The organism is Photobacterium kagoshimensis (assembly GCF_050337045.1).
Classification (GTDB): domain Bacteria; phylum Pseudomonadota; class Gammaproteobacteria; order Enterobacterales; family Vibrionaceae; genus Photobacterium; species Photobacterium kagoshimensis.
Window position 1 is genome coordinate 113,064 of the sequence record NZ_JAKJSO010000012.1, and the last position, 26,266, is coordinate 139,329.

Below are 26,266 nucleotides of genomic sequence, written 5' to 3' on the forward strand. Positions count from 1 at the left end.
CGCCAAATTATACATCAATTTGGCGTTTCTGCAAATTATTGTGCGTTAGTGTCCAGAGTGTTCTGGTCTAGCGCTACACCTGCACCCATAGTGGTAGAGATGCTTACTTTCTTAAGGAAAGTACCTTTAGCTGAAGAAGGCTTAGCTTTCTTCAGTGCAACTAGAAGAGCTTCTAGGTTCTCTTTTAGTTGTGCAGCATCGAAGTCCACTTTACCGATAGTAGTGTGGATGATGCCGTTTTTGTCGTTACGGTAACGAACCTGACCAGCTTTAGCATTTTTAACTGCTTGAGCAACGTTAGGAGTTACAGTACCAACTTTAGGGTTTGGCATTAGACCGCGTGGACCAAGGATAGTACCTAATTGACCAACAACGCGCATTGCATCTGGAGATGCGATAACAACGTCAAAGTCCATTACGCCTTTCTTAACTTGATCAGCAAGCTCTTCCATACCCACTAGGTCAGCGCCAGCTTCTTTCGCAGCTTCAGCGTTTGCACCTTGAGTGAATACAGCAACACGGATCTCACGACCAGTACCGTGTGGTAGCACAGTTGCGCCACGTACGTTTTGGTCTGATTTACGTGCATCGATGCCTAGGTTAACAGCAACGTCTACAGATTCAGTAAATTTAGCAGTAGCTAGTTCTTTAAGAAGAGCAACAGCTTCGTTGATGTCATACTCACGTGTGATATCAACTTTCTCGCGGATTACGCGCATACGTTTAGTAAGTTTTGCCATTGTCTTAACCCTCTACCACTAGACCCATTGAACGAGCAGTACCAGCAATCGAACGCTTCATAGCTTCGATGTCAGCACCAGTCATGTCCGCAGCTTTAGTTTCTGCGATCTCTTGGATCTGAGCGTCAGTAACAGTACCAACTTTCTCAGTGTTCGGACGGCCAGAACCAGACTTAACGCCTGCAGCTTTCTTAAGAAGAACTGCTGCCGGTGGAGTCTTAGTGATGAACGTGAAAGAACGGTCATTGTATACTGTGATAACAACTGGAGTCGGTAGACCTTTCTCTAGAGAGTCAGTCTTAGCGTTGAACGCTTTACAGAATTCCATGATGTTAACACCGTGTTGACCAAGAGCTGGACCAACCGGTGGACTTGGGTTTGCTGCACCAGCTGCAACTTGCAGCTTGATGTACGCTTCTACTTTTTTAGCCATTGCTATATACCTAAATTTGGGTTCAAACGTCTATTTCTTAAATAAATAGACTCCCCGTCTAACGAAAGGGCGCGAAATTATAATGTAATTTCACGCCCCTGACAATATCGCGCTGATTGTTTTTTGATCAGCTTTTTTCCACTTGACCGAATTCTAGTTCAACTGGCGTTGCGCGACCGAAGATCGATACAGAAACCTTAATACGGCTCTTATCGTAATCCACTTCTTCAACGGTACCGTTGAAGTCTGCAAATGGACCATCAGTAACACGTACCACTTCACCTGGTTCAAAGACCGTTTTGTGAATTGGTGACTCACTCGCCTTCTCAAGGCGATTAAGAATTGCTGCTGCCTCTTTATCAGAGATAGGAGCTGGACGGTCAGACGTTCCGCCGATGAAGCCCATTACACGAGGAATACTACGCACCAAGTGCCAGCTTTCATCATTCATCACCATTTGTACAAGTACATAGCCCGGGAAGAACTTGCGCTCGCTTTTACGGCGTTGGCCTGCACGTACTTCAACCACTTCTTCCGTAGGTACTAAAACCTCGTCAAATAGGTCTTCCATACCATGCATTTTGATATGTTCACGTAGTGATTGTGCCACACGACCTTCAAAACCAGAGAAGGCTTGAACCACATACCATCGTTTTTTCGGAGCTTCGCTCATGAACTTTTACCTCACACACCGGTAACTAGGCGGACTAGACGGACCATAATGCCGTCAATGCCCCATAGGGCTAACGCCATAACAACAGTGACAGCTAGAACGATAAAGGTTGTCTGCGTAGCTTCCTGACGAGTAGGCCATACTACCTTGCGGACTTCCATGCGCGACTCACGAGCAAACGTAATCGCGGTTTTACCTTTCGCTGTAAGTGCAGCAATACCACCAGCAGCAGCCACAAGGACTACAACAGCAGCAGCGCGAAACACTACAGAAACATCACTGTACAGGTAATTACCAACCACAGCGGCAGCGAGCAGCGCAATTACGACAACCCATTTAAGGCCATCCATATTGCTTGAGCTGCTTGGGTTTTCGGCATTCGCTTTCATACAACCAACCTGTAACTAGTCTCAATATAGACGAAAATTACCCCGCAAAAGCGAGGCAAAGAAAATGAAATCAATCGCTAACTTATTAATTAACGAACAGAAAATTTCATCTCTGCAAAATTTCTCTCTACGTCAAATGGCTAAAAAACATGCAATTTAGACATTTAACGCAGAAAAAGGGCATCAAATGATGCCCTTTTTAGTACCGTGTCGTCAAATATTATTCAACGATAGTTGCAACAACACCAGCACCAACTGTACGGCCACCTTCACGGATAGCAAAACGTAGACCTTCGTCCATCGCGATTGGCGCGATTAGAGTAACAGTCATAGAGATGTTATCACCAGGCATTACCATTTCTACGCCTTCAGGTAGTTCGATAGTACCTGTTACGTCAGTTGTACGGAAGTAGAACTGTGGACGGTAACCTTTGAAGAAAGGAGTGTGACGACCGCCTTCATCTTTAGAAAGAACRTAGATTTCTGAAGTGAAAGTAGTGTGTGGAGTGATTGARYYWGGCTTAGCAAGAACTTGACCACGYTCAACTTCRTCACGCTTAGTACCACGTAGAAGAACACCAACGTTCTCACCAGCACGGCCTTCGTCAAGAAGTTTACGGAACATCTCAACACCAGTACAAGTAGTTAGCGTAGTTTCTTTGATACCTACGATAGCAACTTCGTCACCTACAGTGATGATACCTTGCTCAACACGACCAGTTACAACAGTACCACGGCCTTGGATTGAGAATACATCTTCGATTGGAAGGATGAATGGTAGATCGATAGCACGCTCTGGCTCTGGGATGTAAGAATCTAGMGCTTCAGCTAGTTCAACAATCTTGTCTTCCCACTCTTTCTCGCCGTTTAGAGCGCCAAGTGCAGAACCCATGATTACTGGACAGTCATCACCAGGGAATTCGTATTCAGAAAGAAGTTCACGAACTTCCATTTCTACTAGTTCTAGTAGYTCTTCATCATCAACCATGTCACATTTGTTCATGAATACGATGATGTAAGGGATACCAACCTGACGACCAAGAAGGATGTGCTCACGCGTCTGTGGCATAGGGCCATCAGTTGCAGCAACAACTAGGATACCGCCGTCCATTTGAGCAGCACCAGTGATCATGTTTTTAACGTAATCGGCGTGTCCAGGACAGTCAACGTGTGCGTAGTGACGAGTTGGAGTATCGTACTCAACGTGAGAAGTTGAGATTGTGATACCGCGCTCACGCTCTTCAGGAGCGTTATCGATAGATGCGAAGTCTTTAGCAACACCACCGTACACTTTTGCAAGTGTAGTACAGATAGCAGCAGTTAGAGTTGTTTTACCGTGGTCGACGTGGCCGATAGTACCAACGTTAACGTGCGGTTTTACGCGTTCAAATTTTTCTTTAGACACAATCGTGTTCCTTCCTAGTTAAGATACGCCCCCTACTAGGTTAGGGAGCGCGTCTGAAGTTTGTATTTTATGCGCCAACGCAAGTTGACGCAATATCAATTACGTGCGATCTGCAATAATACTGTCAGCAACGTTCTTAGGGACTTCAGCATATTCGCTAAATTCCATAGAGTACGATGCACGACCTTGCGTTGCAGAACGTAAGTCAGTTGCGTAACCAAACATCACAGATAGTGGCACTTGTGCACGAATGATTTTAAGGCCAGCAGGGCCATCATCCATACCTTCGATCATGCCGCGACGACGGTTAAGGTCGCCAACAACATCACCCATCCAGTCTTCTGGTGTGGTTACTTCAACTTTCATCATAGGTTCAAGAATTACAGGGTTTGCCTCAAGAGCACCTTTCCTGAATGCCATTGAACCTGCGATCTTAAACGCCATTTCGTTTGAATCAACATCGTGGTAAGAGCCATCGAATAGCGTCGCTTTCACATCGAGTACCGGGTAACCCGCTAGTACACCGTTGTTCATCTGCTCTTCGATACCTTTAGCAACCGAGCTAATGTATTCTTTAGGTACAGTGCCGCCCACGATTTCATCAACGAATATGAAGCCTTCACCCTGTTCTGACGGTTCGATTTTCAGCCATACGTGTCCGTATTGACCTCGACCACCAGATTGACGAATGAACTTGCCTTCCACTTCAGTGTTACCACGAATAGTTTCGCGATAAGCAACCTGAGGTTTACCAACATTACACTCGACGCTGAATTCACGCTTCATACGATCAACGATGATATCTAGGTGAAGTTCACCCATGCCAGAAATTAACGTCTGACCTGATTCATCGTCTGTTTCTACACGGAAAGATGGGTCTTCTGCTGCTAGTTTACCTAGCGCAACACCCATTTTCTCTTGATCCGCTTGAGAGCGCGGTTCTACCGCGATCTGAATAACTGGTTCAGGGAATTCCATGCGCTCAAGGATAACTTTATTATCTTGGTCACATAGTGTGTCACCTGTCGTCGCATATTTAAGACCGATAGCAGCAGCGATATCACCAGCACGAACTTCTTTTACTTCTTCGCGCTTGTTTGCATGCATCTGTACGATACGACCAAAACGCTCACGTTTTTCTTTAACTGGGTTATAGACGGTGTCACCTGAGTTAACCACACCAGAGTAAACACGCATAAACGTAAGGTTACCAACGAATGGGTCAGTTGCGATCTTGAATGCTAGAGCCGCAAAAGGTTCTTCATCGCTAGAGTGACGCTCTACTGTGTTACCGTCCATATCTTCACCATGGATAGCTTTTACTTCCGTTGGTGATGGTAGGAATTCGATAACCGCGTCTAGTACTGCCTGAACACCTTTGTTCTTGAATGCAGAACCACAAGTCGCTAGGACGATTTCGTTGTTTAAAGTACGCTGGCGTAAACCTGCTTTGATTTCAGATTCAGACAGTTCGCCTTCTTCCAGGTACTTTTCCATTAGCTCTTCAGTAGCTTCAGCTGCTGATTCCACTAAGTTTTCACGCCATTCATCTGCCAAGTCTTGCATGTCAGCTGGAATGTCTTCATAGGTAAATGTCATACCCTGATCATCTTCATTCCAGTTGATTGCCTTCATCTTGATCAGGTCAACAACGCCTTTAAATTCTTCTTCTGCACCAATATTCAAATGAATAGGGACAGGGTTTGCGCCAAGACGGTTTTTAATCTGCTCAACAACCCGTAGGAAGTCAGCACCTGTGCGGTCCATCTTGTTTACGAAAACCATACGTGGAACTTCGTATTTATCAGCTTGACGCCATACAGTCTCAGACTGAGGTTCAACGCCCGAAGAGCCACAAAATACAACAACAGCACCATCGAGTACGCGCAAAGAACGTTCTACTTCAATAGTAAAGTCAACGTGTCCAGGGGTGTCAATGATGTTTACGCGATGCTCTGGAAATTGACCTTCCATACCACGCCAGAAGGTAGTCGTAGCAGCAGATGTGATAGTGATACCACGCTCTTGCTCCTGCTCCATCCAGTCCATGGTTGCTGCGCCGTCGTGTACTTCACCGATCTTATGAGAAAGGCCAGTGTAGAACAGGATACGCTCAGTAGTAGTGGTTTTACCGGCGTCTACGTGAGCACAGATACCGATATTACGGTAGCGCTCAATAGGAGTTTTACGAGCCACGATTGTATCCTCTTACTAAGGGAGTCCTTAGAGTAAAATAGGCGCGGCAGGCAAAAGCCTGTCGCGCCATTCTTATTACCAGCGGTATTACCAGCGGTAATGTGCGAACGCTTTGTTCGCGTCTGCCATACGGTGAACGTCTTCACGTTTCTTAACAGCAGAACCTTTGTTGTCAGCCGCATCTAGCATTTCAGCTGCAAGACGCATAGCCATAGATTTTTCACCACGCTTGCGCGAAGCTTCAACCAACCAACGCATAGCAAGTGCGTTACGGCGAACCGGACGTACTTCTACAGGTACTTGGTAAGTTGAACCACCAACACGGCGAGATTTAACTTCCACCGATGGGCGTACATTTTCAAGAGCTTTTTCGAATACAGATAGGTGTTCTTCACCAGACTTTTCAGCCATTGCTTCTAGAGCAGTGTAAACGATTTTTTCAGCAGTAGATTTTTTACCGTCAACCATTAGGATGTTAACGAATTTTGCCAGCAGTTCAGATTTGAACTTAGGATCTGGAAGGATCTTACGCTGACCGATTACGCGACGACGTGGCATGGATATTCTCCGTTGTCTTCTTCAGGTTATCCAAAACTTTACAGTTTCTTCAAATAATTAAATTGAGTGTTTGGCCTTACTTAACGGAATCCATTAAGACTTAGGACGCTTCACACCGTACTTAGAACGACCTTTCTTACGGTCATTAACGCCTGCACAGTCAAGTGCACCGCGAACAGTGTGGTAACGCACACCTGGTAAATCTTTAACACGACCACCACGGATAAGAACAACACTGTGCTCTTGAAGGTTGTGACCTTCACCGCCGATGTATGAAGTAACTTCAAAGCCGTTAGTTAGACGAACACGACATACTTTACGTAGTGCTGAGTTCGGTTTTTTAGGTGTAGTAGTGTAAACACGAGTACATACACCACGTTTTTGTGGACACGCTTCTAGCGCAGGCACGTTGCTTTTAACAACTTGCTTTGCACGTGGCTTGCGTACCAACTGGTTAATAGTTGCCATTAAATAGCTCCTGAAAATATTACTTTCGTAAATGTGAAAAATCTGCCTCCCAACAACAGGAGGACGCGAAATTTTAGGCGTCGCACTAGAGGGTGTCAAGATCTAACCAGCGATCAATAAGGTGATCATTTCTTAAACAATCTGCATTCCGTGCAATGAATAGGGGTATCGTGCGCCAATTACGCCCATTTCATTTGTGTTTCACATTTGCTAGAAAGCAAAACAAATCCATTATAATCAATGACTTCAAAGCCAGCTGTTAGTTTTTCAATTAAGCCACGAGCAAGCGCGTCTTCATGAAGAACATAAATTTTTTGCCCTGAATTTTTTAATGCTTGGCACCAGTTATTTTCATCTATCGCGGCAATAACGGCGTCTTGTAGCAATAAAATTGCATCATTTTGGCTGCTATAGCGTAAGCAATCAGCAAGTGCTGCTGTTTGAAATGGTGATGTTGTGACAGTATGGAGCATCTCGACCTCAAAAGCTTAGTACACGTTGGCAAGTTTGCAGACGCTCAGTAAGCGCCTCAGACGATAGTACTGAAACATCAATTAAGATGTCTTGTTCGATGATGCCACGCTCAGCTAATGACTGCTGGCAGACATAGACGTTTTCAATATCGTACAACTCAAGCATTTTAAACGTCGCGATATAATCACGGGAGAGAATGGCTTTAGGCTGCTGATTTTTCAATAACTGAAAAACACCATCGCCAATAAAAAATAGGTGTAAATCTTCACTGTAAGCCGATGTTGCTAACACTGCATCAAGCCCTTCGCGTCCAGCTGCGACACCGTGTGGGGCTGTTCGAAATACAAATCCGAGTGGTTTCATGTTTTTCTCTATCATGACAGGTAGTTATCAATATGAGAGACGTAATAAAAAAAGTGGCCGCACTGGTTTATTCGCCGTCTCTCTGAGTAACCGAACTTAGAATTGAATAACGCGATCGGCGCTAAGCAGTGCTTCTGCCAAGCCCCCTAGCCCCGCTTGTTCAAAGCCTTGTGCCAAGTTTTGACTTGGTAAAGCATTCAGCGTGGCTTCTTGTTCACCAACAATGCCACGCCGAAGCGCTGCCGCCACACAAGTTTGTAACTCGATATTGTGTTGCTTCGCTAATGTTTGCCATGCCGACACTAAGTCAAATTCATCTGACGCGGGAGCCGTTAAGGCAGAGCCGTTATAGACCCCGTCTTGATAAAAAAACACCCGAGAAAGCTGATGGCCTGCCGCGAAAAGAGCGAGTGCAAACTGGTAAGCCGAACGTGCTGCTTGGCTTCCATAGGCAGGACCATCAACGACCAAGACATACTTCAATGTCATTTGTCGCCATCCTCGGTTTTGCGTTGACGAATATAGAGGTACACAGTGTGCTTTGAGATATTCAAACGATCCGCAACACGGTTAATCGCATCTTTAATGTCGAAAATACCTTTATCGAACAGCTCCATGACGATTTGGCGGTTCTTAGCATTATTCGAGACATTTTTATCCGCGTTGATTTCTTCGATGGTGCGCTCGACCGTTTGGTCAACCAACTCATCGACATCACTGGCAAAGTTAACCGTAGATGCAGCTTGTTTTGCTTCATCGGTTGGCATGAAAGATTGCAGAATTTGAGCAAAAGGCGCATCAAGATTTACGTTAATACACAGTAAACCAATAATCACATTGTCACCATTGCGAATCGCAATCGTGATCGATTTCATTAAGCTGCCACCTTTCGCGCGAGTAAAGTAAGCGCGAGAGAAGTTACGCTCAGACCCTTCGATATCACGCAGCATACGCAATGCTAAATCGGTGATTGGTGACCCCACTTTACGACCGGTATTCTCACCATTGGCAATCTTAATGGCAGAGGTATTAATATCGGCGAGTGAGTGTAATACGATTTCACAAAAAGGACCGATCAGTGCGGCTAGGCCATCCACCACGGCTTCGTATGAACGTAAAATAATGTAGTCGTGCTCAGTGAAAACGCGAGTTTTTACCACCTCACCTTCCACCATCACTTCAGGACCAAAATTATCTGTAGATACCACTATCAACTCTTCCTTGCTAATACTCATATACCAATCGGCACAAGGGTATCGTGTGCACGATATTATGCCGATTGGTATCAATAGCTACGCCTCTCAAGTATGGCGATAGCAATAGTATGAGCATAAATTCAACTGTTGGTGGCAAGTTTATCAGAAAATTGATATGAAAAGACCCAACAATAGTCGGGTCTTATCAAAGTCATTGCAGATTTTGCGAATTAACGCATGTAACTTTACTGCGTTTGAGCGTCTGTCGCAGGTTTTTCTGCTTTTACGATTTCTAGTAGCTCAACTTCGAAAACAAGCGTTGAGTTAGCAGGGATCGTTGGATTTGCTTGTGCGCCGTAAGCAAGCTCAGGCGGGATAACAAACTTAAACTTAGAACCAACAGGCATAAGCTGTACGCCTTCCGTCCAACCTGGGATCACTTGGTTTAGTGGGAAAGTCGCAGGTTGGTTACGCTTGTACGAGCTATCAAACTCAGTACCGTCAGTTAGCATACCTTTGTAGTGTACTTTAACGGTATCGGTCGCCGCTGGCTTTTCACCATCGGCAGCAGTTTCTACTTGGTAAAGTAGACCTGATTCAGTTTTTGTTACGCCTTCCAATTTTTCGAAGTCAGCACGGTATTCTTCACCCGCTTTCACTGTTTTCTCAGCTTCTGCTTTTGCTTTTGCTTCAACGATGTCAGAAACACGCTTGTCTAGATCTTGTAGCGCTTGTTGTGTTTCTTCTGGTGTTAGGCGACTCTTGTCTGCAAATACATCGCTAACACCTGCCAGTACGCTTTCACGATCTAGGTTTAAACCAAGCTCTTGTTGCTGGTCTAGGTTAGCGGCTAGGTATTGCGCTAGTGATGCACCAATCGCGTATGCTGCTTTTTCATCTTCAGTTGCGAAAGTGGCTGGTGCTGCTTCAGCTGCAACCTGCTCTACTTTTGCTGGCTCTGCCGGTTTTGTTTCCGCCGCTTTTTCATCTTGGCAGCCCACTGCAAGCAAAATTGTTGCAGCCAAAACTGACATCTTTAGAACAGGTTTCATGTAATTCTCCATTCTCACCGAGGGTGTCCCTCATTTTTTATGCTTAGCTTTTCATCTAGAAGGTGTGAAAAGCATGCCATATCAATATACTAATCTCTTTCCCGATAAAACAACCGGAACTCAAGCTTAATGCGTTCAATTTCGCAAAGAATTTGCTTAATCCTGACAGTTATAGTCCTAAGCGGCTGTTTTTTCACAGGCTCAGAAGTACAACGTTGGCAACTCGCCACTGATGGCGCCACCAGTTTCAGCCTTAGCCGTGATGGCCGTTTTGCGCTGTATTACACTAATGCACAAGGTATCGTACTGTGGGATCTACAGCAAAACAAAAACTTAGCAAAGTTTGGCTCACAAGATCCAGCGCACAATACGGTAATAAGCAGTGCAATTTCCGATAATAACCGTTACGCCATTACCGCCACGGCGCAAAACTTTGCCGTTTGGGATCTTGCTTGGGGCCAATCTGATGGCTTATGGTCGATTTCAGATGGCATTATTCGAGATGTTGATATCGCAAATAATGGCCAGCATGTTGTACTCGGGCTATCAAATGGCAAAGCACTTTATATCGACTTGGGCACCGGACGACGCTTAGAGTTCCTTGCCCACCGAGAAAAAGTCAATTCTGTCGCCATTTCACCAAATGGCCAATATGTGTTGTCGGGCGGTAATGACTACATGGCGTATTTTTGGGATACCCAAACCGGTCAAATTCGTAACCGCTTTGAACATAGCTCGCGGATCAGTCGAGTTGCACTACAACGTGATGGCTTGTTAGCACTGACTGCCGATGGTACCAACGAGGCATACATTTGGGATCTGACCACAGGCGAACAACAAGCTCAGCTATCGGTGCGCTTACGCCAACAGAACCTATCGAGCGCCCGTTTCTCTGATGATGGCAAAACATTAGCCACTGGAACGCCAGCTAAACGGGTTGAACTGTGGGATACCACCACAGGCAAAAACTTAGGCCGCTGGGAAGCGGCAACCCAGCAAGATGCTCGACCGCCATCCGCAGTCGTGTATGATGTGGCCATTACGTCTACTGGGCAGGTAATATCAGGGAGTTCCTCTGGCATTGCTCAGGCATGGACAACCGATTGAGAAAGTATTGATTGCTATGACAGAAATTGAACAGCTACGTGCGCAAGTCGATGAATTGGAAATGAAGCAAGCCTTCCAAGAGCAAACGATTGAAGAACTGAATGAAGCGCTAACCGCTCAACAGTTCTTAATTGAGCGCATGCAAGTACAAATGAAATTCTTGGTTGAGAAACAAAAAAGCAGCCAAACGTCTAACCTTGCAGACGAATCAGAAGAAACACCACCACCGCATTATTAATATTTTAATGATGCAGGATCAAAAACGGGAAGCCTTGGCTTCCCGTTTTTATATTCTTTTCAGCTAAGTGAAACCTTGCCTAAGCACTATGCTTAGCGAAGTTCGACTTAGTGAGAGCAGCAACCGCCTTCGCTTTTGCCTTCGCCGCCACAACAGCCGCCTTCACCGTGCTCGTGGTCGTGACCGTGGTCGTCGCCACAGCTACCGCCACCACAACAGCCGCCACCTTGGTGGATATGACCGTGCTCAGCTTCTTCCGCAGTCGCTTCACGTAGTGCTACGATTTCAACATCAAAAGACAGTGTTTGACCAGCAAGCATGTGGTTGCCATCAACAACAACGTGGTCGCCATCAACTTCTGTTACTTCAACAGGGATCGGACCTTGGTCTGTATCCGCAAGGAAGCGCATACCAACAGTGATTTCATCAACACCTTGGAATACGTCAGCAGGTACACGCTGAACCATTTCGTCCATGTGCTCGCCATAGGCTTCTTCAGGAGAAACTGTCACTTCAAATTTGTCGCCAGCTTCACGACCTTCAAGTGCCTTCTCAAGACCTACGATTAGGTTATTGTGACCGTGTAGGTAATCTAGTGGCGCTTCAGTCGTTGATTGGTCAACTACTGCACCTTCTTCTGTTTTTACTTGATAAGCCAAGCTTACTACGATGTCTTTAGTGACTTTCATGTTTACTCCAAAATATGAGCGGGGTGCAAAGTGGGCATGATACCTAAAATTGGTCTCATAAGCACAGCGGATTTTTTACGCTATCACTCTGGCTTAAAAATACCGATGACTTGCTCTGGCTTATCATCAGCAATATGTTCACTGTTTTCTGCAGCTTGCGGCAAACGGCGGTCAGTATGGTCGCAAGCGACACACTCAACCATCTCGATGTTGTTTTCTTGCCACCAGCGCAACGTATCTTGTTGCTTGCATGCAGGGCAAATAGCACCTGCAATAAAACGTTTCTTCGCCATGTTACCTTCCCTATAGCACGCGAGTGTATTCCACCGTATTGGGTAAGAAGACACAATCAGGTTCAGTCCCAACCGTTATGTCGTTCACGTTCACCACGCATCTCGCGATCAAAAATGTCTTCTAGCTCTTTGCGAGCTTCCTTCGCACGCGTCGCTAAATGCACATCTTCTGAGTGTTGTGGCAGTAAATCGTGTAACGCCACATCATCGAGCTTACTAAAGTGCGCCTCAGCGCGCTTAGCTTGATACGGGTGCATGCCAAGAGATATAAGGGCTTGGCGGCCTAAATCAAGGGCACCTGCAAAGGTTTCACGCGAGAAGCTTTCAACACCATGATTTAGCAGCTGATGTGCCTCTACACGGCTACGAGCACGCGCCAAGACTTTTAAGTTGGGGAAATAGTGCTGACACAATTCGACTACTTCCATCACTTCACCCGGTTCATCGGTACAAATAATAATGGCTTCCGCCTTATCGGCCCCAGCTGCGCGCAGTAAATCTAATTGAGTTGCATCGCCGTAATAGACTTTGTAGCCAAACTTGCGCAAAAATTGGATTTGGCTCGGATCGCGCTCAAGCACAGTCACCCGAATTTTATTGGCAAACAGTAAACGCCCAACCACTTGGCCAAATCGCCCAAAGCCCGCAATAATCACTCGTGGTTCACGGTTAATGACATCGGTTTCTAAATCACTGCCTTCTGCTTTAAAGCGATACGCAAACCAGCGATTTTGTAGCACAAGCAATAGCGGCGTAGTCATCATCGACAAGCTCACCACCACCAGCAACATGCTAGTGAGTTGCTGACCTAATAGCCCCTCGCCTTGCGCGGCGGTAAATAGCACAAAGGCAAATTCACCACCTTGACTCAAAATGGCCGCCATCTGGCTACGTGCTTTGGCCCGAGTGCCAAATAACCGCGCCAATCCATAAAGAATGAGACCTTTAAGGGAGACCAAGGCGACCACAGCAGCAAGGATCAATAACGGATATTGCACTAACAAGCCAAGGTTCACCGCCATGCCAACAGAGATGAAAAACAATCCCAACAGTAGCCCTTTAAATGGCTCTATCGCAATTTCGAGTTCATGACGATACTCGCTTTCTGCCAATAGTACCCCCGCAAGGAAGGTACCTAACGCCATCGATAGTCCCAACGACTGCATGCCAACCGCAATGCCTATCACTAATAAGAGCGCAGCAACATTGAATAACTCTCGTACGCCGCTGAGTACCACCCAACGAAAAAGTGGCCGTAATAAAAAATGCCCGCCAACCAATAACGCGGCAATGCCGCCCAGCATCCACGCAAAATCTAACCAGCTTCCGCCTCCACCACCCGCAAGTATCGGTAAAATCGCCAACATAGGGATCACCGCGATATCTTGAAACAGCAGCACCGCAAAACCCGACTGGCCCGTTTCACTGCCACCTAAGCCTTGCTCTTCAATCACGCGTAGCGCAATCGCAGTCGATGACAGCGCCAACCCCATCCCAACCACAAGGGCATCTTGCCAGTGCATATCAGCCAACCACCCCATTTCAGGGCCCAAATGCAATGATGCAAAACCGTAAGCCCCTAGCATCATCACTGCGGTGATCACTAAACTGGTGAGAATGACTTGGCCTCCGCCTAACCCCAAGATAGGTTTGCGCATTTGCCATAATTTTTTCGGGTTCAGCTCTAAACCAATCAAAAACAGTAGCAACACCACCCCAAATTCGGAGAAATGCAAAATGGCATCAACATCCGAAATCAACCCGAGTCCCCACGGGCCAATCGCAATACCAGCCAACAAATACCCTAACACCGAGCCAAGCCCTAATCGCTGCGCAATCGGCACCGCCACCACAGCCGAAGCCAAAAAGATCACACTGACCGAGAGTAAATCATTCGCCATGCATCACCTCAGCTTGCTGAACGCCCATGGGGTTAATCAGCCAATCATGGTACAACTTGGCATGGTATTGACGCTCCTTTTCGGGGATACGGCGGGCCCAGTGCAGCACCATAGGCGGCAGCCAGTGCATTTGACACAAATCAGCAGTAAGCTCAAAAGGTTTGAGGATCGCGTCGATATTAACGCGGTTATAACCATCAGGAGTGTAAGCTTCTGCCGCGCCCCCAGTGGTGATCACCGAGCGCCAATATTTGCCTTGCAAAGCATTCCCTTCGCCATGGGCATAGCCTTTGCCTAGCACCACATCGATCCACTCTTTTAAGAGTGATGGGCAGGAGTACATATAAAGCGGATGTTGGAAAACGACAATGTCGTGCTGGGCGATCAAGGCGTGTTCGCGCGTCACATCGATAAAAAAATCGGGGTAAGTGCCGTAAAGATCATGAATGGTGACGTGAGGTAATCCGGCAATGGCTCGGATCATTTCCGCATTGGCGAGTGAAGCTTGCGGATCGGGGTGAGCATAGATCACCAATATTTTCGGGGGTGCTTGTAATGTCATAACACTCCTTTCCCTGTGTTATTGAATTCTTTGGCACACGATACGTTAATAGCATGAGAGGTAGTCGCACAGTGTATTACCGCGCTAACAGCATCATACCTAATTATAACCTAATCCAAACTACTGATTTTCCTTCACCTAGCGTTTCTCGGCCTCTGTTTTATGTTTCAGGCCAATGTTTGCGCTTGACTCCCCACTAGCAACAAGGCGGGACGAGTTTGGTATCCCTTTGAGATTGGTATAGACTGCCGCAGGTTTATGGCAGTTTAACGCGGAGCGGGATCCGTCCCCGAGACAGTTCGATGATTACCTTTTCAGATATCCAACTATTACGTGGCGGGAAAGTCCTGCTCGATCAAGCCACAGCAACCATTCACCCAGGCGATAAAGTCGGTCTGGTGGGTAAAAATGGCTGCGGCAAATCTACCTTGTTTGCTTTGCTCAAAGATGAATTAAGCCTCGATGCGGGTAATTGTCGCTTCCCGTCTAACTGGGAACTTGCCTGGGTTGCCCAAGAAACCCCAGCGCTAGAGCGCCGCGCATTAGACTATGTCATCGATGGTGATCGCGAATACCGCCAACTCGAGCGAGATTTAGTCGCAGCAGAAGCCGCTGATAACGGCCATAAAGTTGCCGAGCTACACGGCAAACTAGAAACCATCGGTGGTTACAGCATTAACGCCCGCGCCGCCGAACTGCTTGATGGCCTTGGCTTCTCACAAGAACAAATGCAATGGCACCTGACCCAATTTTCGGGTGGTTGGCGTATGCGCTTGAACCTCGCTCAAGCACTATTATGTCGTTCTGATTTACTGCTACTCGATGAGCCAACCAACCACTTAGATTTAGATGCTGTGATGTGGCTGGAAAAATGGCTACAGAACTACCGTGGTACGCTGGTTCTGATCTCCCATGACCGAGATTTCCTTGACCCTGTCGTCAACCGTATTATTCACGTTGAGAACCAAACACTGAACGAGTACACAGGTAACTACTCGTCGTTCGAGACCCAACGTGCGGAAAAGCTGGTACTGCAACAAGCCATGTACCAAAAGCAACAAAAACAAATGTCGCACATGCAGTCGTACATCGACCGTTTCCGCTATAAAGCGAGCAAAGCCCGCCAAGCGCAAAGCCGCATCAAAGCGTTAGAGCGCATGGAAAAAGTGCTACCGGCACAGTTTGATAACCCGTTCAGTTTTGAATTTCGCGAGCCAAGTGCGCTGCCGAACCCAATCATGATGATGGATGAAGTGGCAGCAGGTTACGACGATAACCTGATCTTAGAAAAAATCCGATTGAACCTGGTACCAGGTAGCCGTATTGGTCTACTCGGTCGTAATGGTGCGGGTAAGTCTACCCTGATCAAAATGTTATCGGGCGATCTTCCGGCCAAAGCGGGCGATCTCACCTACTCGCAAGGGGTTAAAATTGGTTACTTTGCCCAGCACCAGCTTGAAACCCTGTACCTTGATGACACGCCTGTTCAGCACATGGCACGTATTGCGCCACAATCGACGGAACAGCAGCTACGTGACTACTTGGGGAGCTTTGGTTTCTTAGGTGATAAAGCGCTTGAAAAGGTAGGCCCGTTCTCTGGCGGTGAAAAAGCCCGTTTGGTATTAGCACTGATTGTATGGCAACGGCCTAACTTGCTACTCCTCGATGAACCAACTAACCACCTTGATTTAGACATGCGCCAAGCACTGACGTTTGCGCTGCAATCTTATGAAGGGGCCATGGTCATCGTGAGTCACGACCGTTACTTACTGCGTGCCACCACCGATGACTTATACCTAGTCCACGATCGTCAAGTGGCGCCATTTAATGGCGATCTCGAGGATTACCATAAATGGCTGACCGAGCAGCAACGCAACGAACGCCGTGAACAGCAAGCGAGCAAACCTGAAGTCACTAAAGACAACAGTGCCGCATCACGCAAAGAACAAAAGCGGCTTGAAGCTGAACTTCGTAAAAAAACGGCCCCTTTGCGCAAGCAAATTAGCAAGCTCGATGAGCAAATGGACAAACTAAACGCGACTATCACCGAAGCGGAAGAACAGCTAAGCGACGCCAGTATTTATGAAGCAGAAAATAAAGCGCGTTTAACCGAGCAGCTAAAGCGTCAGGCTGATGCAAAATCCACGCTTGAGGATGTAGAAATGACGTGGATGGATCTGCACGAGCAACTCGAAGAAATGGAGCAGGCACTCAATGCCGACAGCTAATCTTTTCAATCACGATGCCTTTTGGCAGTTTAGCTATGCGCACTATTTTAAAGCCGATGTTGAAGCCACCTGCTTGTGTTTACAAACCTTTCACCATGGCAGCGTCAATATGGCGCTGCTGATGCTATGGCTGGATGAACAAGGCTACTTACTGACGAGTGAACAACGCAGCCAATTAACCTTGGCTTTAGCACCGACCGATAGCTTGTTGCAGCAGTACCGCACTATGCGCCGTGCGTTAAAGCCACAACTTGACCAAGCGGGCTACCAGCAGTTAATGGATTTTGAGCTAGCAGTAGAACGTCAGCAGCAACACGACTTGATCGCCCTACTCAACACCCTGTCACTGTCGACACTGACAGAGCAAGGGTATCCAACAGCTGTTACAACCAACTTGGTACGCTACTGCCAGTCACTGGATGCGCTCTCTTTGGTTGAAAAACTGCAAGCGCGCTAACGCCATTTCATGGTTCATCTTCAAATAGAGGAGTGTTTCTCCTCTATTTTTCTATCCTGCTAGCTCTATTGCCAAATCATCACCACGCAACCCGCCGTTAATACGCCCATTAGGCCATTGAATATTTTCCGTGTTTTCGCCTGTGCCAACCAGCGCCGAATAAAAAGGCCAAAGCCAGCCCATAGCGAGACACAGGGGTAACAAACGAAGAAGAAAATAGCCGCAATTGCCATGACCGAGTACCAATACAGCTCCCCACTAAAGGTGAAAGTGCTGATAGCGGTGACCGACATCATCCATGCCTTCGGGTTAACGTATTGAAAGATAGCCGCAGCCATAAAACTCATCGGCTTCGCTTCTTGCTCTGTATCCGTCAAACCACTGCTTGAGACCCCTATCTTCCACGCCAGATACAAGAGATAACCACTACCAAGCCAACGCAATCCATCATGCAGAATAGGAACCTGCACGAAGATAACCCCAAGCCCAGCGGCAACCAATAAGATCATCGACACCAAACCACAGCCAATTCCCAGCATATGCGGCACAGTACGCCGATAGCCAAAGTTCGCGCCCGATGCGGTCACCATCAAGTTATTCGGCCCAGGCGTACCTGTCATGGTCACCGCAAAAGTGATCAACGACACAATAAATGACCATTCAAAAGACAATATCGGTGACATGGTAAATTGCATCCTTCATCAATACAGAGTGAATGAATCAACACCCTTTAAATTGTATCGATACAATTTAAGCTTAAGGTTGTTAATTCGCGCCAAATTGCGCACAATCACACCATAACAGCGCCGTTTTATTGGATCAAAAGGTTTATTGTCACCATGACAATCGAAACATTCAGCCCTATAAGCACCACAGATCACCCAAAAAGTGACCCTATTTATCGCCAGATAGCCCAGCAGATCAATCAGTTGATCCTCAATGGCACCTTAACGAGTGGCGAAAAGCTCCCCACCCACCGTGCCCTTGCAGATCACCTCTCAGTGACAGTCGGCACAGTCACCCGTGCGTATGCCGAAGCAGAGCGCCAAGGGTTAGTCGAAGCCCGTATTGGCGCGGGGACTTTTGTCAGCCAAGCCAATAAACCTAACTGGGTGTACAACTACTCAGAGACACCACCGACGGATGGCTGTAATTTTGGCTATAACATTCCGCCACAGCTGGATCGGGCCGATATGCTAACCCAAGCGATGCAGACACTTAGCCAAGATCCTCAACGACTAAACCAACTGATGCTGTATCAAGACCCACAAGGCATTGCAGCGCATCGCCAGCTTGTTGCCCAGTGGCTTCAACAAAAAAGCATCGCCATTGATGCAGAACGCATGCACTTCACCTCGGGTGGACAGCACGCTGCACAATTAGCACTTTCTGCTTTTTGCCACAGTGGCGACACAGTATTAGTGGAATCGGTCTCGTACCCGGGTTTTCTGAGCTTAGCTAAGCAACAGCAAGTCACAGTGAAAAGTGTTGAAATGGATGCCGAAGGCATGATCCCCGCTAGCTTAGACAAAGCCTGCCAGCTGTATCAGCCACGGTTAATTTATTGCACCCCGACGCTGCAAAACCCAACAACCGTGACCATGAGCGAACAACGCCGTCGTGATATTTTGGCGGTATGCCAACAACACCAAGTGCTGATCATTGAAGATGACGTCAATGGCTTAATGCCCACTCATCGGCCAAGCCCGCTCGTCAATCTTGAGAGCGAGCAAGTGATCCACATCGGTGGATTATCCAAATGCCTCGCACCTGGGCTACGTCTTGGCTATATTCAAGTACCGACCCGTCATCAAAAGCGCCTGAATATGGCCTTACATAATCACAGCTTGATGATCAGCCCCCTACTGAGTGCTTTGGCGTGCGAATTGATCCAGCAAGGCGATGCGGATCGTATCTTGCAACAGATCAGACATGACATTGCGGCGCGGCAACGGCTCGTGGCCCATTACCTGTCAGCATTTACGCTTGCTCATGACAGTGCCAGCTTTCATGTTTGGTTGACCTTGCCTGAATACTGGCGATTGAGTGATTTTGTCTCGGCAGCTGAACAGGCCAAGGTCACGGTTAAATCGGCCGAGCTCTTTACGCCTCCGGGATGCACCACACCGCCCGCAGTACGATTAGCGATCAGTGCACCAGTGAACCATCAACAACTGGAGCAAGGGCTACAGCTCCTCGGTGAGTTACTGCGCACAGACCCTGTTTCTGACTTTCCATTATAAGGACGCTACGATGACGGCTGCATTTATTCCCGCTGCGGGATTAGGTAATCCACACCTACAAACATTATTGCCACGCTTTATTCGTCGCAAACCGCTATTCACACCACACACTCAGCGGCTGGAAACCCCAGACGGTGATTTTCTCGATATCGCATGGACAGATGTGCCAAGTAACCATCAAGAAGTGAATAAAACCCACAACCACTCACCACGGCTGCCGATTATGATCCTGTTCCATGGATTAGAAGGCAGCTTCAATAGTCCCTATGCCAACGGCTTATTGCACGCCGCAATGCAGCAAGGTTGGTTGGGCGTCATGATGCACTTTCGTGGCTGTAGTGGTGAGATGAATCGCCAAGCCCGAAGTTATCATTCAGGTGAAACCAGCGATGCGCGCTTTTTTATTCAATGGATTAGACAACAATTTCCTGACTCACCGCTATTTGCGGTTGGCGTGTCACTGGGTGGTAACATGCTAGTTAACTACCTTGCCGAACATGGTGATGACAGCGAGCTATGCGCGGCACAGGTCATTTCGCCCCCGTTAGATTTGGGCGCCTGCGCTGAGCGTATTGAGCAAGGCTTCTCTAAAGTCTATAAACAATACCTACTCAGCTCGATGAAAAAGAACATCAGCAAGAAGATGAACCTGTTGCCCGATGCGCTACCTTTAGATCAATCTGGTATCAATGCGATTAGCACCCTGCGCCAGTTTGATGATCTGGTAACTGCGCCGCTGCACGGCTATCAAGACGCCAGTGACTATTACCAGCGTTGCAGTGGCTTACAGCGTTTGCATCAGGTCACTGTGCCCCTGCGTATCATTCATGCCAAAGATGACCCTTTCATGACCCATGATGTTATCCCTTCACAGCCGCTCCCAGCACACATTGACTATCACCTGAGTCCTAATGGGGGCCATGTTGGCTTTTTAACGGGATCATGGCACAAACCCACCTTCTGGCTTGAAGCAACCGTACCCGCTTGGTTTACCCCCTATACCACGGCAACCGTAGGCACCAGCGAGCCGAGTAACGCCTGACACGGCAAGCTTTACTTGCCATCGACAACCTTAACCACTGATAATAATGTTATCAGTGGTTAACTCTCCCTAGCAGTAAGTGGTTGTTATGATTATTCCTTGGCAAGACATCGCTCCCGACACCCTCGATAACCTGATCGAGCACTTTGTTCTACGCGAAGGCACCGATTACGGTGAACACGAAAAAACCTTAGAACAAAAAGTCCAACATGTGCGCCAGCAGCTGGCCCAAGGGGATGCGGTTGTGATGTTTTCTGAATTGCACGAATCCGTCGATATTAAGCTTCGTCGAGATCTCAATTTCTAATACTCGACCCCGCTTACACTTGATCTAATCGCAACATCCTGTTAATAACTCATCGTTAATCTTAACGACAGGGTTTGTCATGTCTGCAAAACACCCCATCATTGCAGTAACAGGGTCATCCGGTGCGGGCACCTCGACCACTTCAGAAGCCTTCCGCAAAATGTTCAATATGATGAGCATCAATGCCGCTTGGCTCGAAGGCGATAGCTTCCACCGCTTTACACGGCCTGAAATGGATGTCGAAATTCGTAAAGCCAAAGAGCAAGGCCGTCATATCAGCTATTTCGGCCCCCAAGCGAACGATTTCCCGCAACTCGAACAGTTTTTCCGCCAGTATGGTGAAGACAGTAGTGGTAAATTCCGCCGTTACCTCCATACCTTTGATGAAGCCGTGCCTTATAACCAAATGCCTGGCTCCTTCACGCCATGGCAAGCACTGCCTGAAAATACCGATCTACTCTTTTATGAAGGTTTACATGGCGGGGTGGTCGACGGTGAAACCAATGTTGCGCAGCATGTTGATCTCTTGATTGGCATGGTACCAATCGTCAACTTAGAGTGGATTCAAAAAATTGTTCGTGACACCCGTGACCGTGGTCATTCCCGTGAAGCTGTGATGGAATCAATCGTCCGCTCAATGGATGATTACCTTAACTACATCACGCCACAATTTTCACGGACTCACATCAACTTCCAGCGCGTTCCCACAGTGGATACCTCGAACCCTCTCAGTGCCAAAGGCATTCCGAGTCTGGATGAAAGCTTTGTGGTGATCCGTTTTCGTGGGATCAAGAATGTCGACTTCCCGTATTTATTGTCGATGATCCAAGGTTCGTTCATGTCACGCCACAACACCTTGGTGGTACCGGGCGGGAAAATGAGCTTTGCGATGGAATTGATAATGCGGCCCCTGATCCAACAGTTGATTGAAACAGGCAAAATCGGCTAGCGTCAGATCAGAACCCGTGAAGCGATAGGCGACAAAAACGGAGACATTCACGTCTCCGTTTCATCACGCATCAACGCCTTGCGCATTCATCAATTTATGCCGCGATCACTTCATAGGAATGGGTCAGCTCAACCCCCTCACCTAGCATCAAACAAACCGAGCAATATTTCTCAAGTGAATTGGCGACCGTTTGCGCCACTAAACCTTCATCAAGATCATGTCCCGTCACGACAAAATGCAAATTCGCCGATGTGAAAATGCGTGGTGCCGTTTCGCGGCGCACCGAGGAAATTTGTGCTTCGCAGCCCGTGATACCTTGATCGGCAGATTGTAACCCATCTACTACATCGACCGAGCTACACCCCCCCGCAGCCATCAAAACTAACTCCATCGGGCTGGGTGCTTTTTCGCCACCGTTGCCGTCCATCACCACACTGTGACCCGAATTTGATTGGGCAAGAAATGTCATTCCTTCTACCCATTTCACACGTGACTGCATTGCTTTCTCCTTAGTGTTTTGGCGTCAATTCTGCATAATCTAACAACCGTGTGATCATGTGCACACTTATGAGTACAAAATGACGATTTCAGATAGATCAATATCAAGAAATGCCGACCGAAAAAAGTTAAACTCTCAATTAATTATTCAAGTGAGCTTGCAGCCCAGCGGCTGACTTAATATCCTAACCAGCGAGCAATTCTATTGTTAAGCCCAGACTGAAATTATAGGGATGTCGTTGTTGGGCAACAAACGCAGAGGAAGTTAGTAATATGGTTCCAGGTAAACCTCAAACAGATCCAACACTAGAGTGGTTTCTTTCACATTGCCACATTCACAAGTACCCATCAAAAAGCACTTTGATTCATGCGGGTGAGAAAGCGGAAACTCTCTACTATATTGTAAAAGGTTCTGTTGCTGTTCTTATCAAGGATGAAGAAGGCAAAGAGATGATCCTTTCTTACCTAAACCAAGGCGACTTCATTGGCGAACTTGGTCTTTTCGAAGAAGGTCAAGAACGTACAGCTTGGGTTCGTGCTAAAACACCTTGTGAAGTAGCCGAGATTTCATTTAAGAAATTCCGCCAACTTATTCAAGTAAACCCAGATATCTTGATGCGCCTTTCGGCACAAATGGCTAACCGCCTTCAAGTAACAAGCCAAAAAGTGGGTGACCTTGCATTCTTAGATGTGACAGGCCGTATTGCACAGACGCTACTAAACCTAGCGAAACAACCTGATGCAATGACACACCCTGATGGCATGCAAATCAAGATCACTCGCCAAGAAATCGGTCAAATCGTGGGTTGTTCACGTGAAACCGTTGGTCGTATCTTGAAGATGCTTGAAGAGCAGAACCTGATTTCTGCACACGGTAAAACTATCGTGGTATACGGTACTCGTTAATCTGTTGATTCATCGAATATCGCTAAGAAAAAGCCGCTTTTGCGGCTTTTTTCATATCTGAAGCAGCCATACCTCTCACGTATATCTAAATCCAAATTTGCTAACCTTGTCACTGAATCTTCACTTGCTAACCCCGCCACCTTTGCTACATTGTGCATAACAGGCGTTAGGGTGATACCACCAAGAATTCAGAACAATAAGCACAGTGGACTTTACGATATGGATATCGAACGTTTTTCTCCGTACAACACCAGTTCCCGACCACCAACCGCGATTGCCCCATTACCGACCACGGTCGAAATGACAGGCTTTAGTGGTCAGCGTCACTTTCTCGAGCAGCACATTTCATTGGCGAATACACCACAGCGTCAAGAAGGCTCGCAGTGGTCACCGCCCTTAGAAAGCCTGTATTAATACAACGCCAGATAGCACAAAGGCCATGCTATCAACATGGCCTTTTGCCGTGATACCCATACAGATTTTGCTGTGGTGTCATTGTCAGTCAAACCGCGCTTTAGCTGTCTGTACTTTCAAATATTTTATCGGCTGATGCGGCAACAAATCCGGTATAAATTTCACCATCGGGTTGCGAGTAACGCTTGGCAAATTCATAAAAACCACCGGGGATCGTTTTCACACCATCTAAAAAGGCCACAGGCACTTTATCTGCCATGGTTGAAGACTGCTCAAGCATCTCTTCTGGGCTGCCTTTCACTTCACCGCCCGAGGCATTGATCGCAAAGCCATTATGCGCCAATAAGTGGTTCACCTCAGCCACTTCGGTAAATTGTTCAAGCTGATTAATACTAACCGTAAAATGATTAGCACCAAAGCCATGCGCCGCTAACCAACCCGCATATTCACTTTCTGCAGCTAACATCTCATAGGTATCATAATCAATGTCCCACAGGCGGCCGCCATATAAGAAAGCGGGATCTTTCATCGCTTGCTCAGGCACTTGATCAACCAGTCCACGCACCGCGTGCTGCAGTAGCGAAGAACACTGACCCACCAACAACTCACTAATAAACACTTTCGGCGCCTCAGGGTTGGGGTGCTCAAAATGCTCGGCGTAGAGTTTTTTAGATTCAAAATGATAGGTACCGCAAGGTTTGTAACCAATCGCAATAAACGGCGCCGCCAACACGTCTAGCCCCACTTTAGGCAAGTTAAATGTCCGCAAGGCAATATGGTCATTCAGTAAAGGCTCATCCTCCGTCAGCAGCGTATGCACCTGATCGGCTGACGGGCACAGACGTTGAATATAGTCTTGCCATAGGTTGTTAAACAGTTGCTCTACTCTTTCCATGTTGAGATGCTCCCCGCTGATGATAGATGTAGAAGTGCCCTGATTCGACCTAATCAGTATGGCACTTCTTTTTTAGTTTGATGGTGTCTGCACAACTTGCTTACAAAGTAATACCTGGCGATAGCTGTGCAGGTAGCTCAGCTTGTTCACCCTCCATCGATGCCATAGGGTAAGCACAGTAGTCAGCAGCATAGTAAGCACTCGGACGTAAGTTACCTGATGCGCCAGGGCCCCCAAATGGCGCATCCCCGCTCGCACCAGTCAGCTGACGGTTACGGTTCACTATGCCTGCTCGGATATGATCAATAAAATATTGCCACTCACTATCATCGGTGGAGATCAAGCCTGCCGATAAGCCATAGCGGGTATTATTTGCCAAGGTAACGGCTTGGGCTAAGTCGTCGTAACGCACGACTTGCAATAATGGGCCAAAGTATTCTTCATCAGGCAAGTCAGCAATGGCACTCACTTCAATGATAGCCGGTGAGACAATCGCCCCTTGACCACGTTTTGCTTCAAGCAGGACCTCCCCACCCAGGCGCACCAAATTGGCTTGCGCGGCAATAATGCCATCAGCGGCTTGTGTTGAGATTTGCGGCCCCATAAAAGGCTGAGGATCAGCAAATGGCCCATCAATGCGTAGCTGCGCGGTTGCTTTGACTAAACGCGCAACAATGGCATCACCCACTTCACCTTTCGGCAAATACAAACGACGGGCACAGGTACAACGCTGGCCAGCGCTAATGAACGCGGATTGAATAATGGTATAAACTGTGGCTTCAACATCCCCATGGGCATTTGAGATCACCATGGGATTATTACCGCCCATCTCCAATGCCAACATTTTACCGGGTTGCCCTGCAAATTGGCGATGAAGAATGTGCCCCGTATTCGCACTCCCCGTGAACAGCAAGCCATCAATCCCTGTTGAACTCGCCAGCGCTTCACCGGTTGGGCGCGAACCTTGCACTAGGTTAATCACACCAGCGGGTAAGCCAGCTTGTTGCCATAGCTTCATGGCCACTTCCGCCGTTTTAGGCGTTAATTCAGATGGCTTAAATACCACAGTATTGCCCGCCAATAATGCAGGAACGATGTGGCCATTGGGTAAATGGCCAGGGAAATTATACGGCCCAAAGACCGCCATCACGCCCAATGGCCGATGACGGAGCACGGCCGTTGTCGCCCCTGCCACTTCTTTTTCTTTATGGCCTGTACGCTCATGGTAAGCACGTAACGACAGTCCAATCTTACCCACCATAGCCCCGGCTTCGGTGCGGGTTTCCCACAAGGGTTTCCCCGTTTCTTCCGCAATGGTGGTGGCAATATCTTCGCTGTGCTCTTTGAGCAGTTCAGCATACTTTTCAACAATGGCCTGACGCGCGTCAAGCGAGGTATGGCGCCAACTCAATAAGGCTTCACGAGCACTTTTCACCGCAAGTTCAACTTGGTCTGCGGTTGCCGCTTGTCCCTGCCAAATCATTTCTGAATTGAAGGGGTTTAACGACTGAAAAGACTCACCAAGACCCGCTACCCACTTCCCTGCTATCCAATTCACTGCGAATGATTGTGCCATGATATTCCCCTTAT

Annotated in this window: 31 protein-coding genes; 10 read left to right on the forward strand and 21 right to left on the reverse strand. The window is 47.5% G+C overall.

The annotated features are described in order from the left end of the window. Window positions 1-35: 35 nt before the first annotated feature. The 13 genes from rplA to fkpA form a co-directional block, all read right to left on the reverse strand. Window positions 36-740, reverse strand: coding sequence for a 50S ribosomal protein L1 (gene rplA, locus L4C35_RS09890; protein ID WP_428462713.1), 705 nt, complete (start codon window positions 738-740; stop codon window positions 36-38). A gap of 4 nt (window positions 741-744) precedes the next feature. Continuing rightward, window positions 745-1,173, reverse strand: a complete 429-nt coding sequence (gene rplK / locus L4C35_RS09895; RefSeq protein WP_062690100.1) for a 50S ribosomal protein L11 — start codon at window positions 1,171-1,173, stop codon at window positions 745-747. Window positions 1,174-1,300: 127 nt separating this feature from the next. Continuing rightward, the gene (gene nusG / locus L4C35_RS09900) at window positions 1,301-1,846 is read right to left on the reverse strand and encodes a transcription termination/antitermination protein NusG (protein WP_048899793.1); all 546 of its coding nucleotides are present in this window, start codon (window positions 1,844-1,846) and stop codon (window positions 1,301-1,303) included. A gap of 11 nt (window positions 1,847-1,857) precedes the next feature. Beyond that, complete coding sequence (gene secE, locus L4C35_RS09905; RefSeq protein ID WP_107303052.1) at window positions 1,858-2,235, reverse strand: preprotein translocase subunit SecE; 378 nt, start codon at window positions 2,233-2,235, stop codon at window positions 1,858-1,860. Between the two features lie 220 nt (window positions 2,236-2,455). After that, complete coding sequence (gene tuf / locus L4C35_RS09910; RefSeq protein WP_428462714.1) at window positions 2,456-3,640, reverse strand: elongation factor Tu; 1,185 nt, start codon at window positions 3,638-3,640, stop codon at window positions 2,456-2,458. A 99-nt stretch (window positions 3,641-3,739) separates the two neighbouring features. Beyond that, window positions 3,740-5,836 (reverse strand): elongation factor G, encoded by a 2,097-nt coding sequence (fusA, locus tag L4C35_RS09915; RefSeq protein WP_428462715.1) that lies wholly within the window; start codon window positions 5,834-5,836, stop codon window positions 3,740-3,742. A gap of 87 nt (window positions 5,837-5,923) precedes the next feature. After that, on the reverse strand, window positions 5,924-6,394 hold the full coding sequence (gene rpsG, locus L4C35_RS09920; RefSeq protein WP_303558049.1) for a 30S ribosomal protein S7: 471 nt from the start codon (window positions 6,392-6,394) through the stop codon (window positions 5,924-5,926). Window positions 6,395-6,487: 93 nt separating this feature from the next. Next, entirely contained in the window at window positions 6,488-6,862 is a 375-nt protein-coding gene (gene rpsL / locus L4C35_RS09925; RefSeq protein WP_005417208.1) for a 30S ribosomal protein S12, read from the reverse strand. 179 nt (window positions 6,863-7,041) lie between these two features. After that, window positions 7,042-7,335 carry a sulfurtransferase complex subunit TusB gene (gene tusB / locus L4C35_RS09930; RefSeq protein WP_428462716.1) on the reverse strand — a complete coding sequence of 98 codons (294 nt, stop codon included), beginning with the start codon at window positions 7,333-7,335 and terminating at the stop codon, window positions 7,042-7,044. Window positions 7,336-7,342: 7 nt separating this feature from the next. Next, window positions 7,343-7,699, reverse strand: coding sequence for a sulfurtransferase complex subunit TusC (gene tusC, locus L4C35_RS09935; protein ID WP_428462717.1), 357 nt, complete (start codon window positions 7,697-7,699; stop codon window positions 7,343-7,345). Between the two features lie 96 nt (window positions 7,700-7,795). Continuing rightward, window positions 7,796-8,188, reverse strand: a complete 393-nt coding sequence (gene tusD / locus L4C35_RS09940; protein WP_428462718.1) for a sulfurtransferase complex subunit TusD — start codon at window positions 8,186-8,188, stop codon at window positions 7,796-7,798. After that, complete coding sequence (locus L4C35_RS09945) at window positions 8,185-8,907, reverse strand: helix-turn-helix transcriptional regulator (RefSeq protein WP_428462894.1); 723 nt, start codon at window positions 8,905-8,907, stop codon at window positions 8,185-8,187. Before L4C35_RS09945 ends, tusD begins: the two co-directional genes overlap by 4 nt. A 233-nt stretch (window positions 8,908-9,140) precedes the next feature. Then, window positions 9,141-9,947 (reverse strand): FKBP-type peptidyl-prolyl cis-trans isomerase, encoded by an 807-nt coding sequence (fkpA, locus tag L4C35_RS09950; RefSeq protein ID WP_428462719.1) that lies wholly within the window; start codon window positions 9,945-9,947, stop codon window positions 9,141-9,143. A gap of 129 nt (window positions 9,948-10,076) precedes the next feature. Between fkpA and L4C35_RS09955 the strand changes: the two genes are divergently transcribed. Further along, entirely contained in the window at window positions 10,077-11,054 is a 978-nt protein-coding gene (locus L4C35_RS09955; RefSeq protein ID WP_428462720.1) for a WD40 repeat domain-containing protein, read from the forward strand. 16 nt (window positions 11,055-11,070) lie between these two features. Beyond that, the gene (locus L4C35_RS09960; RefSeq protein ID WP_428462721.1) at window positions 11,071-11,292 is read left to right on the forward strand and encodes a SlyX family protein; all 222 of its coding nucleotides are present in this window, start codon (window positions 11,071-11,073) and stop codon (window positions 11,290-11,292) included. A 107-nt stretch (window positions 11,293-11,399) separates the two neighbouring features. Here L4C35_RS09960 and slyD read toward each other — a convergent pair whose 3' ends face one another. From slyD to kefG, 4 genes are all read right to left on the reverse strand, one after another. Next, window positions 11,400-11,981: a peptidylprolyl isomerase gene (slyD, locus tag L4C35_RS09965; protein ID WP_428462722.1), complete on the reverse strand. Its 582-nt coding sequence runs from the start codon at window positions 11,979-11,981 to the stop codon at window positions 11,400-11,402. An 83-nt stretch (window positions 11,982-12,064) separates the two neighbouring features. Then, a complete protein-coding gene (locus L4C35_RS09970) occupies window positions 12,065-12,274 on the reverse strand; it encodes a YheV family putative zinc ribbon protein (protein ID WP_048898910.1) in 210 nt (69 codons plus the stop codon). 62 nt (window positions 12,275-12,336) lie between these two features. After that, on the reverse strand, window positions 12,337-14,175 hold the full coding sequence (gene kefB, locus L4C35_RS09975; protein ID WP_428462723.1) for a glutathione-regulated potassium-efflux system protein KefB: 1,839 nt from the start codon (window positions 14,173-14,175) through the stop codon (window positions 12,337-12,339). Then, complete coding sequence (gene kefG, locus L4C35_RS09980; RefSeq protein WP_428462724.1) at window positions 14,165-14,737, reverse strand: glutathione-regulated potassium-efflux system ancillary protein KefG; 573 nt, start codon at window positions 14,735-14,737, stop codon at window positions 14,165-14,167. The genes kefB and kefG overlap by 11 nt, the downstream gene beginning before the upstream one ends. Window positions 14,738-15,039: 302 nt before the next feature. On the opposite strand from kefG, the gene L4C35_RS09985 reads away from it, so the two are divergent. Then, a complete protein-coding gene (locus L4C35_RS09985) occupies window positions 15,040-16,965 on the forward strand; it encodes an ABC transporter ATP-binding protein (protein ID WP_428462725.1) in 1,926 nt (641 codons plus the stop codon). Then, complete coding sequence (locus L4C35_RS09990) at window positions 16,952-17,422, forward strand: TIGR02444 family protein (RefSeq protein WP_428462726.1); 471 nt, start codon at window positions 16,952-16,954, stop codon at window positions 17,420-17,422. The genes L4C35_RS09985 and L4C35_RS09990 overlap by 14 nt, the downstream gene beginning before the upstream one ends. 65 nt (window positions 17,423-17,487) lie before the next feature. On the opposite strand, the gene L4C35_RS09995 is transcribed toward L4C35_RS09990, so the two are convergent. Then, on the reverse strand, window positions 17,488-18,105 hold the full coding sequence (locus L4C35_RS09995) for a LysE family translocator (RefSeq protein ID WP_428462727.1): 618 nt from the start codon (window positions 18,103-18,105) through the stop codon (window positions 17,488-17,490). 156 nt (window positions 18,106-18,261) lie between these two features. Here L4C35_RS09995 and L4C35_RS10000 point away from each other — a divergent pair, with 156 nt between their 5' ends. From L4C35_RS10000 to L4C35_RS10015, 4 genes are all read left to right on the forward strand, one after another. Then, window positions 18,262-19,665: an aminotransferase-like domain-containing protein gene (locus L4C35_RS10000; protein WP_428462728.1), complete on the forward strand. Its 1,404-nt coding sequence runs from the start codon at window positions 18,262-18,264 to the stop codon at window positions 19,663-19,665. 10 nt (window positions 19,666-19,675) lie between these two features. Beyond that, window positions 19,676-20,707 carry a hydrolase gene (locus L4C35_RS10005; RefSeq protein ID WP_428462729.1) on the forward strand — a complete coding sequence of 344 codons (1,032 nt, stop codon included), beginning with the start codon at window positions 19,676-19,678 and terminating at the stop codon, window positions 20,705-20,707. A gap of 88 nt (window positions 20,708-20,795) precedes the next feature. Then, entirely contained in the window at window positions 20,796-21,014 is a 219-nt protein-coding gene (locus L4C35_RS10010; RefSeq protein WP_428462730.1) for a YheU family protein, read from the forward strand. A gap of 79 nt (window positions 21,015-21,093) precedes the next feature. After that, the gene (locus tag L4C35_RS10015; protein WP_428462731.1) at window positions 21,094-21,963 is read left to right on the forward strand and encodes a phosphoribulokinase; all 870 of its coding nucleotides are present in this window, start codon (window positions 21,094-21,096) and stop codon (window positions 21,961-21,963) included. Window positions 21,964-22,057: 94 nt separating this feature from the next. On the opposite strand, the gene L4C35_RS10020 is transcribed toward L4C35_RS10015, so the two are convergent. Continuing rightward, window positions 22,058-22,462: an OsmC family protein gene (locus L4C35_RS10020; RefSeq protein WP_428462732.1), complete on the reverse strand. Its 405-nt coding sequence runs from the start codon at window positions 22,460-22,462 to the stop codon at window positions 22,058-22,060. A 272-nt stretch (window positions 22,463-22,734) separates the two neighbouring features. Between L4C35_RS10020 and crp the strand changes: the two genes are divergently transcribed. Beyond that, window positions 22,735-23,367 carry a cAMP-activated global transcriptional regulator CRP gene (crp, locus tag L4C35_RS10025; protein WP_068330579.1) on the forward strand — a complete coding sequence of 211 codons (633 nt, stop codon included), beginning with the start codon at window positions 22,735-22,737 and terminating at the stop codon, window positions 23,365-23,367. Window positions 23,368-23,586: 219 nt separating this feature from the next. Beyond that, window positions 23,587-23,781, forward strand: coding sequence for a hypothetical protein (locus L4C35_RS10030; RefSeq protein WP_428462733.1), 195 nt, complete (start codon window positions 23,587-23,589; stop codon window positions 23,779-23,781). A gap of 100 nt (window positions 23,782-23,881) precedes the next feature. Here the strand turns inward: L4C35_RS10030 and L4C35_RS10035 are convergent, their stop codons facing one another. Next, the gene (locus L4C35_RS10035; protein WP_428462734.1) at window positions 23,882-24,676 is read right to left on the reverse strand and encodes a DUF1338 domain-containing protein; all 795 of its coding nucleotides are present in this window, start codon (window positions 24,674-24,676) and stop codon (window positions 23,882-23,884) included. Between the two features lie 100 nt (window positions 24,677-24,776). Continuing rightward, window positions 24,777-26,252 carry a succinylglutamate-semialdehyde dehydrogenase gene (astD, locus tag L4C35_RS10040; RefSeq protein ID WP_428462735.1) on the reverse strand — a complete coding sequence of 492 codons (1,476 nt, stop codon included), beginning with the start codon at window positions 26,250-26,252 and terminating at the stop codon, window positions 24,777-24,779. Window positions 26,253-26,266: the final 14 nt, after the last annotated feature.

What these genes read in the sequence shown, in the direction of transcription:
- rplA (WP_428462713.1), bottom strand. Translation starts at nt 740, where the DNA reads ATGGCAAAACTTACTAAACGTATGCGCGTAATCCGCGAGAAAGTTGAT.
- rplK (WP_062690100.1), bottom strand. Translation starts at nt 1,173, where the DNA reads ATGGCTAAAAAAGTAGAAGCGTACATCAAGCTGCAAGTTGCAGCTGGT.
- nusG (WP_048899793.1), bottom strand. Translation starts at nt 1,846, where the DNA reads ATGAGCGAAGCTCCGAAAAAACGATGGTATGTGGTTCAAGCCTTCTCT.
- secE (WP_107303052.1), bottom strand. Translation starts at nt 2,235, where the DNA reads ATGAAAGCGAATGCCGAAAACCCAAGCAGCTCAAGCAATATGGATGGC.
- rpsG (WP_303558049.1), bottom strand. Translation starts at nt 6,394, where the DNA reads ATGCCACGTCGTCGCGTAATCGGTCAGCGTAAGATCCTTCCAGATCCT.
- rpsL (WP_005417208.1), bottom strand. Translation starts at nt 6,862, where the DNA reads ATGGCAACTATTAACCAGTTGGTACGCAAGCCACGTGCAAAGCAAGTT.
- tusB (WP_428462716.1), bottom strand. Translation starts at nt 7,335, where the DNA reads ATGCTCCATACTGTCACAACATCACCATTTCAAACAGCAGCACTTGCT.
- tusC (WP_428462717.1), bottom strand. Translation starts at nt 7,699, where the DNA reads ATGAAACCACTCGGATTTGTATTTCGAACAGCCCCACACGGTGTCGCA.
- tusD (WP_428462718.1), bottom strand. Translation starts at nt 8,188, where the DNA reads ATGACATTGAAGTATGTCTTGGTCGTTGATGGTCCTGCCTATGGAAGC.
- fkpA (WP_428462719.1), bottom strand. Translation starts at nt 9,947, where the DNA reads ATGAAACCTGTTCTAAAGATGTCAGTTTTGGCTGCAACAATTTTGCTT.
- L4C35_RS09955 (WP_428462720.1), top strand. Translation starts at nt 10,077, where the DNA reads ATGCGTTCAATTTCGCAAAGAATTTGCTTAATCCTGACAGTTATAGTC.
- L4C35_RS09960 (WP_428462721.1), top strand. Translation starts at nt 11,071, where the DNA reads ATGACAGAAATTGAACAGCTACGTGCGCAAGTCGATGAATTGGAAATG.
- slyD (WP_428462722.1), bottom strand. Translation starts at nt 11,981, where the DNA reads ATGAAAGTCACTAAAGACATCGTAGTAAGCTTGGCTTATCAAGTAAAA.
- L4C35_RS09970 (WP_048898910.1), bottom strand. Translation starts at nt 12,274, where the DNA reads ATGGCGAAGAAACGTTTTATTGCAGGTGCTATTTGCCCTGCATGCAAG.
- kefB (WP_428462723.1), bottom strand. Translation starts at nt 14,175, where the DNA reads ATGGCGAATGATTTACTCTCGGTCAGTGTGATCTTTTTGGCTTCGGCT.
- kefG (WP_428462724.1), bottom strand. Translation starts at nt 14,737, where the DNA reads ATGACATTACAAGCACCCCCGAAAATATTGGTGATCTATGCTCACCCC.
- L4C35_RS09985 (WP_428462725.1), top strand. Translation starts at nt 15,040, where the DNA reads ATGATTACCTTTTCAGATATCCAACTATTACGTGGCGGGAAAGTCCTG.
- L4C35_RS09990 (WP_428462726.1), top strand. Translation starts at nt 16,952, where the DNA reads ATGCCGACAGCTAATCTTTTCAATCACGATGCCTTTTGGCAGTTTAGC.
- L4C35_RS09995 (WP_428462727.1), bottom strand. Translation starts at nt 18,105, where the DNA reads ATGTCACCGATATTGTCTTTTGAATGGTCATTTATTGTGTCGTTGATC.
- L4C35_RS10000 (WP_428462728.1), top strand. Translation starts at nt 18,262, where the DNA reads ATGACAATCGAAACATTCAGCCCTATAAGCACCACAGATCACCCAAAA.
- L4C35_RS10005 (WP_428462729.1), top strand. Translation starts at nt 19,676, where the DNA reads ATGACGGCTGCATTTATTCCCGCTGCGGGATTAGGTAATCCACACCTA.
- L4C35_RS10010 (WP_428462730.1), top strand. Translation starts at nt 20,796, where the DNA reads ATGATTATTCCTTGGCAAGACATCGCTCCCGACACCCTCGATAACCTG.
- L4C35_RS10015 (WP_428462731.1), top strand. Translation starts at nt 21,094, where the DNA reads ATGTCTGCAAAACACCCCATCATTGCAGTAACAGGGTCATCCGGTGCG.
- L4C35_RS10020 (WP_428462732.1), bottom strand. Translation starts at nt 22,462, where the DNA reads ATGCAGTCACGTGTGAAATGGGTAGAAGGAATGACATTTCTTGCCCAA.
- crp (WP_068330579.1), top strand. Translation starts at nt 22,735, where the DNA reads ATGGTTCCAGGTAAACCTCAAACAGATCCAACACTAGAGTGGTTTCTT.
- L4C35_RS10030 (WP_428462733.1), top strand. Translation starts at nt 23,587, where the DNA reads ATGGATATCGAACGTTTTTCTCCGTACAACACCAGTTCCCGACCACCA.
- L4C35_RS10035 (WP_428462734.1), bottom strand. Translation starts at nt 24,676, where the DNA reads ATGGAAAGAGTAGAGCAACTGTTTAACAACCTATGGCAAGACTATATT.
- astD (WP_428462735.1), bottom strand. Translation starts at nt 26,252, where the DNA reads ATGGCACAATCATTCGCAGTGAATTGGATAGCAGGGAAGTGGGTAGCG.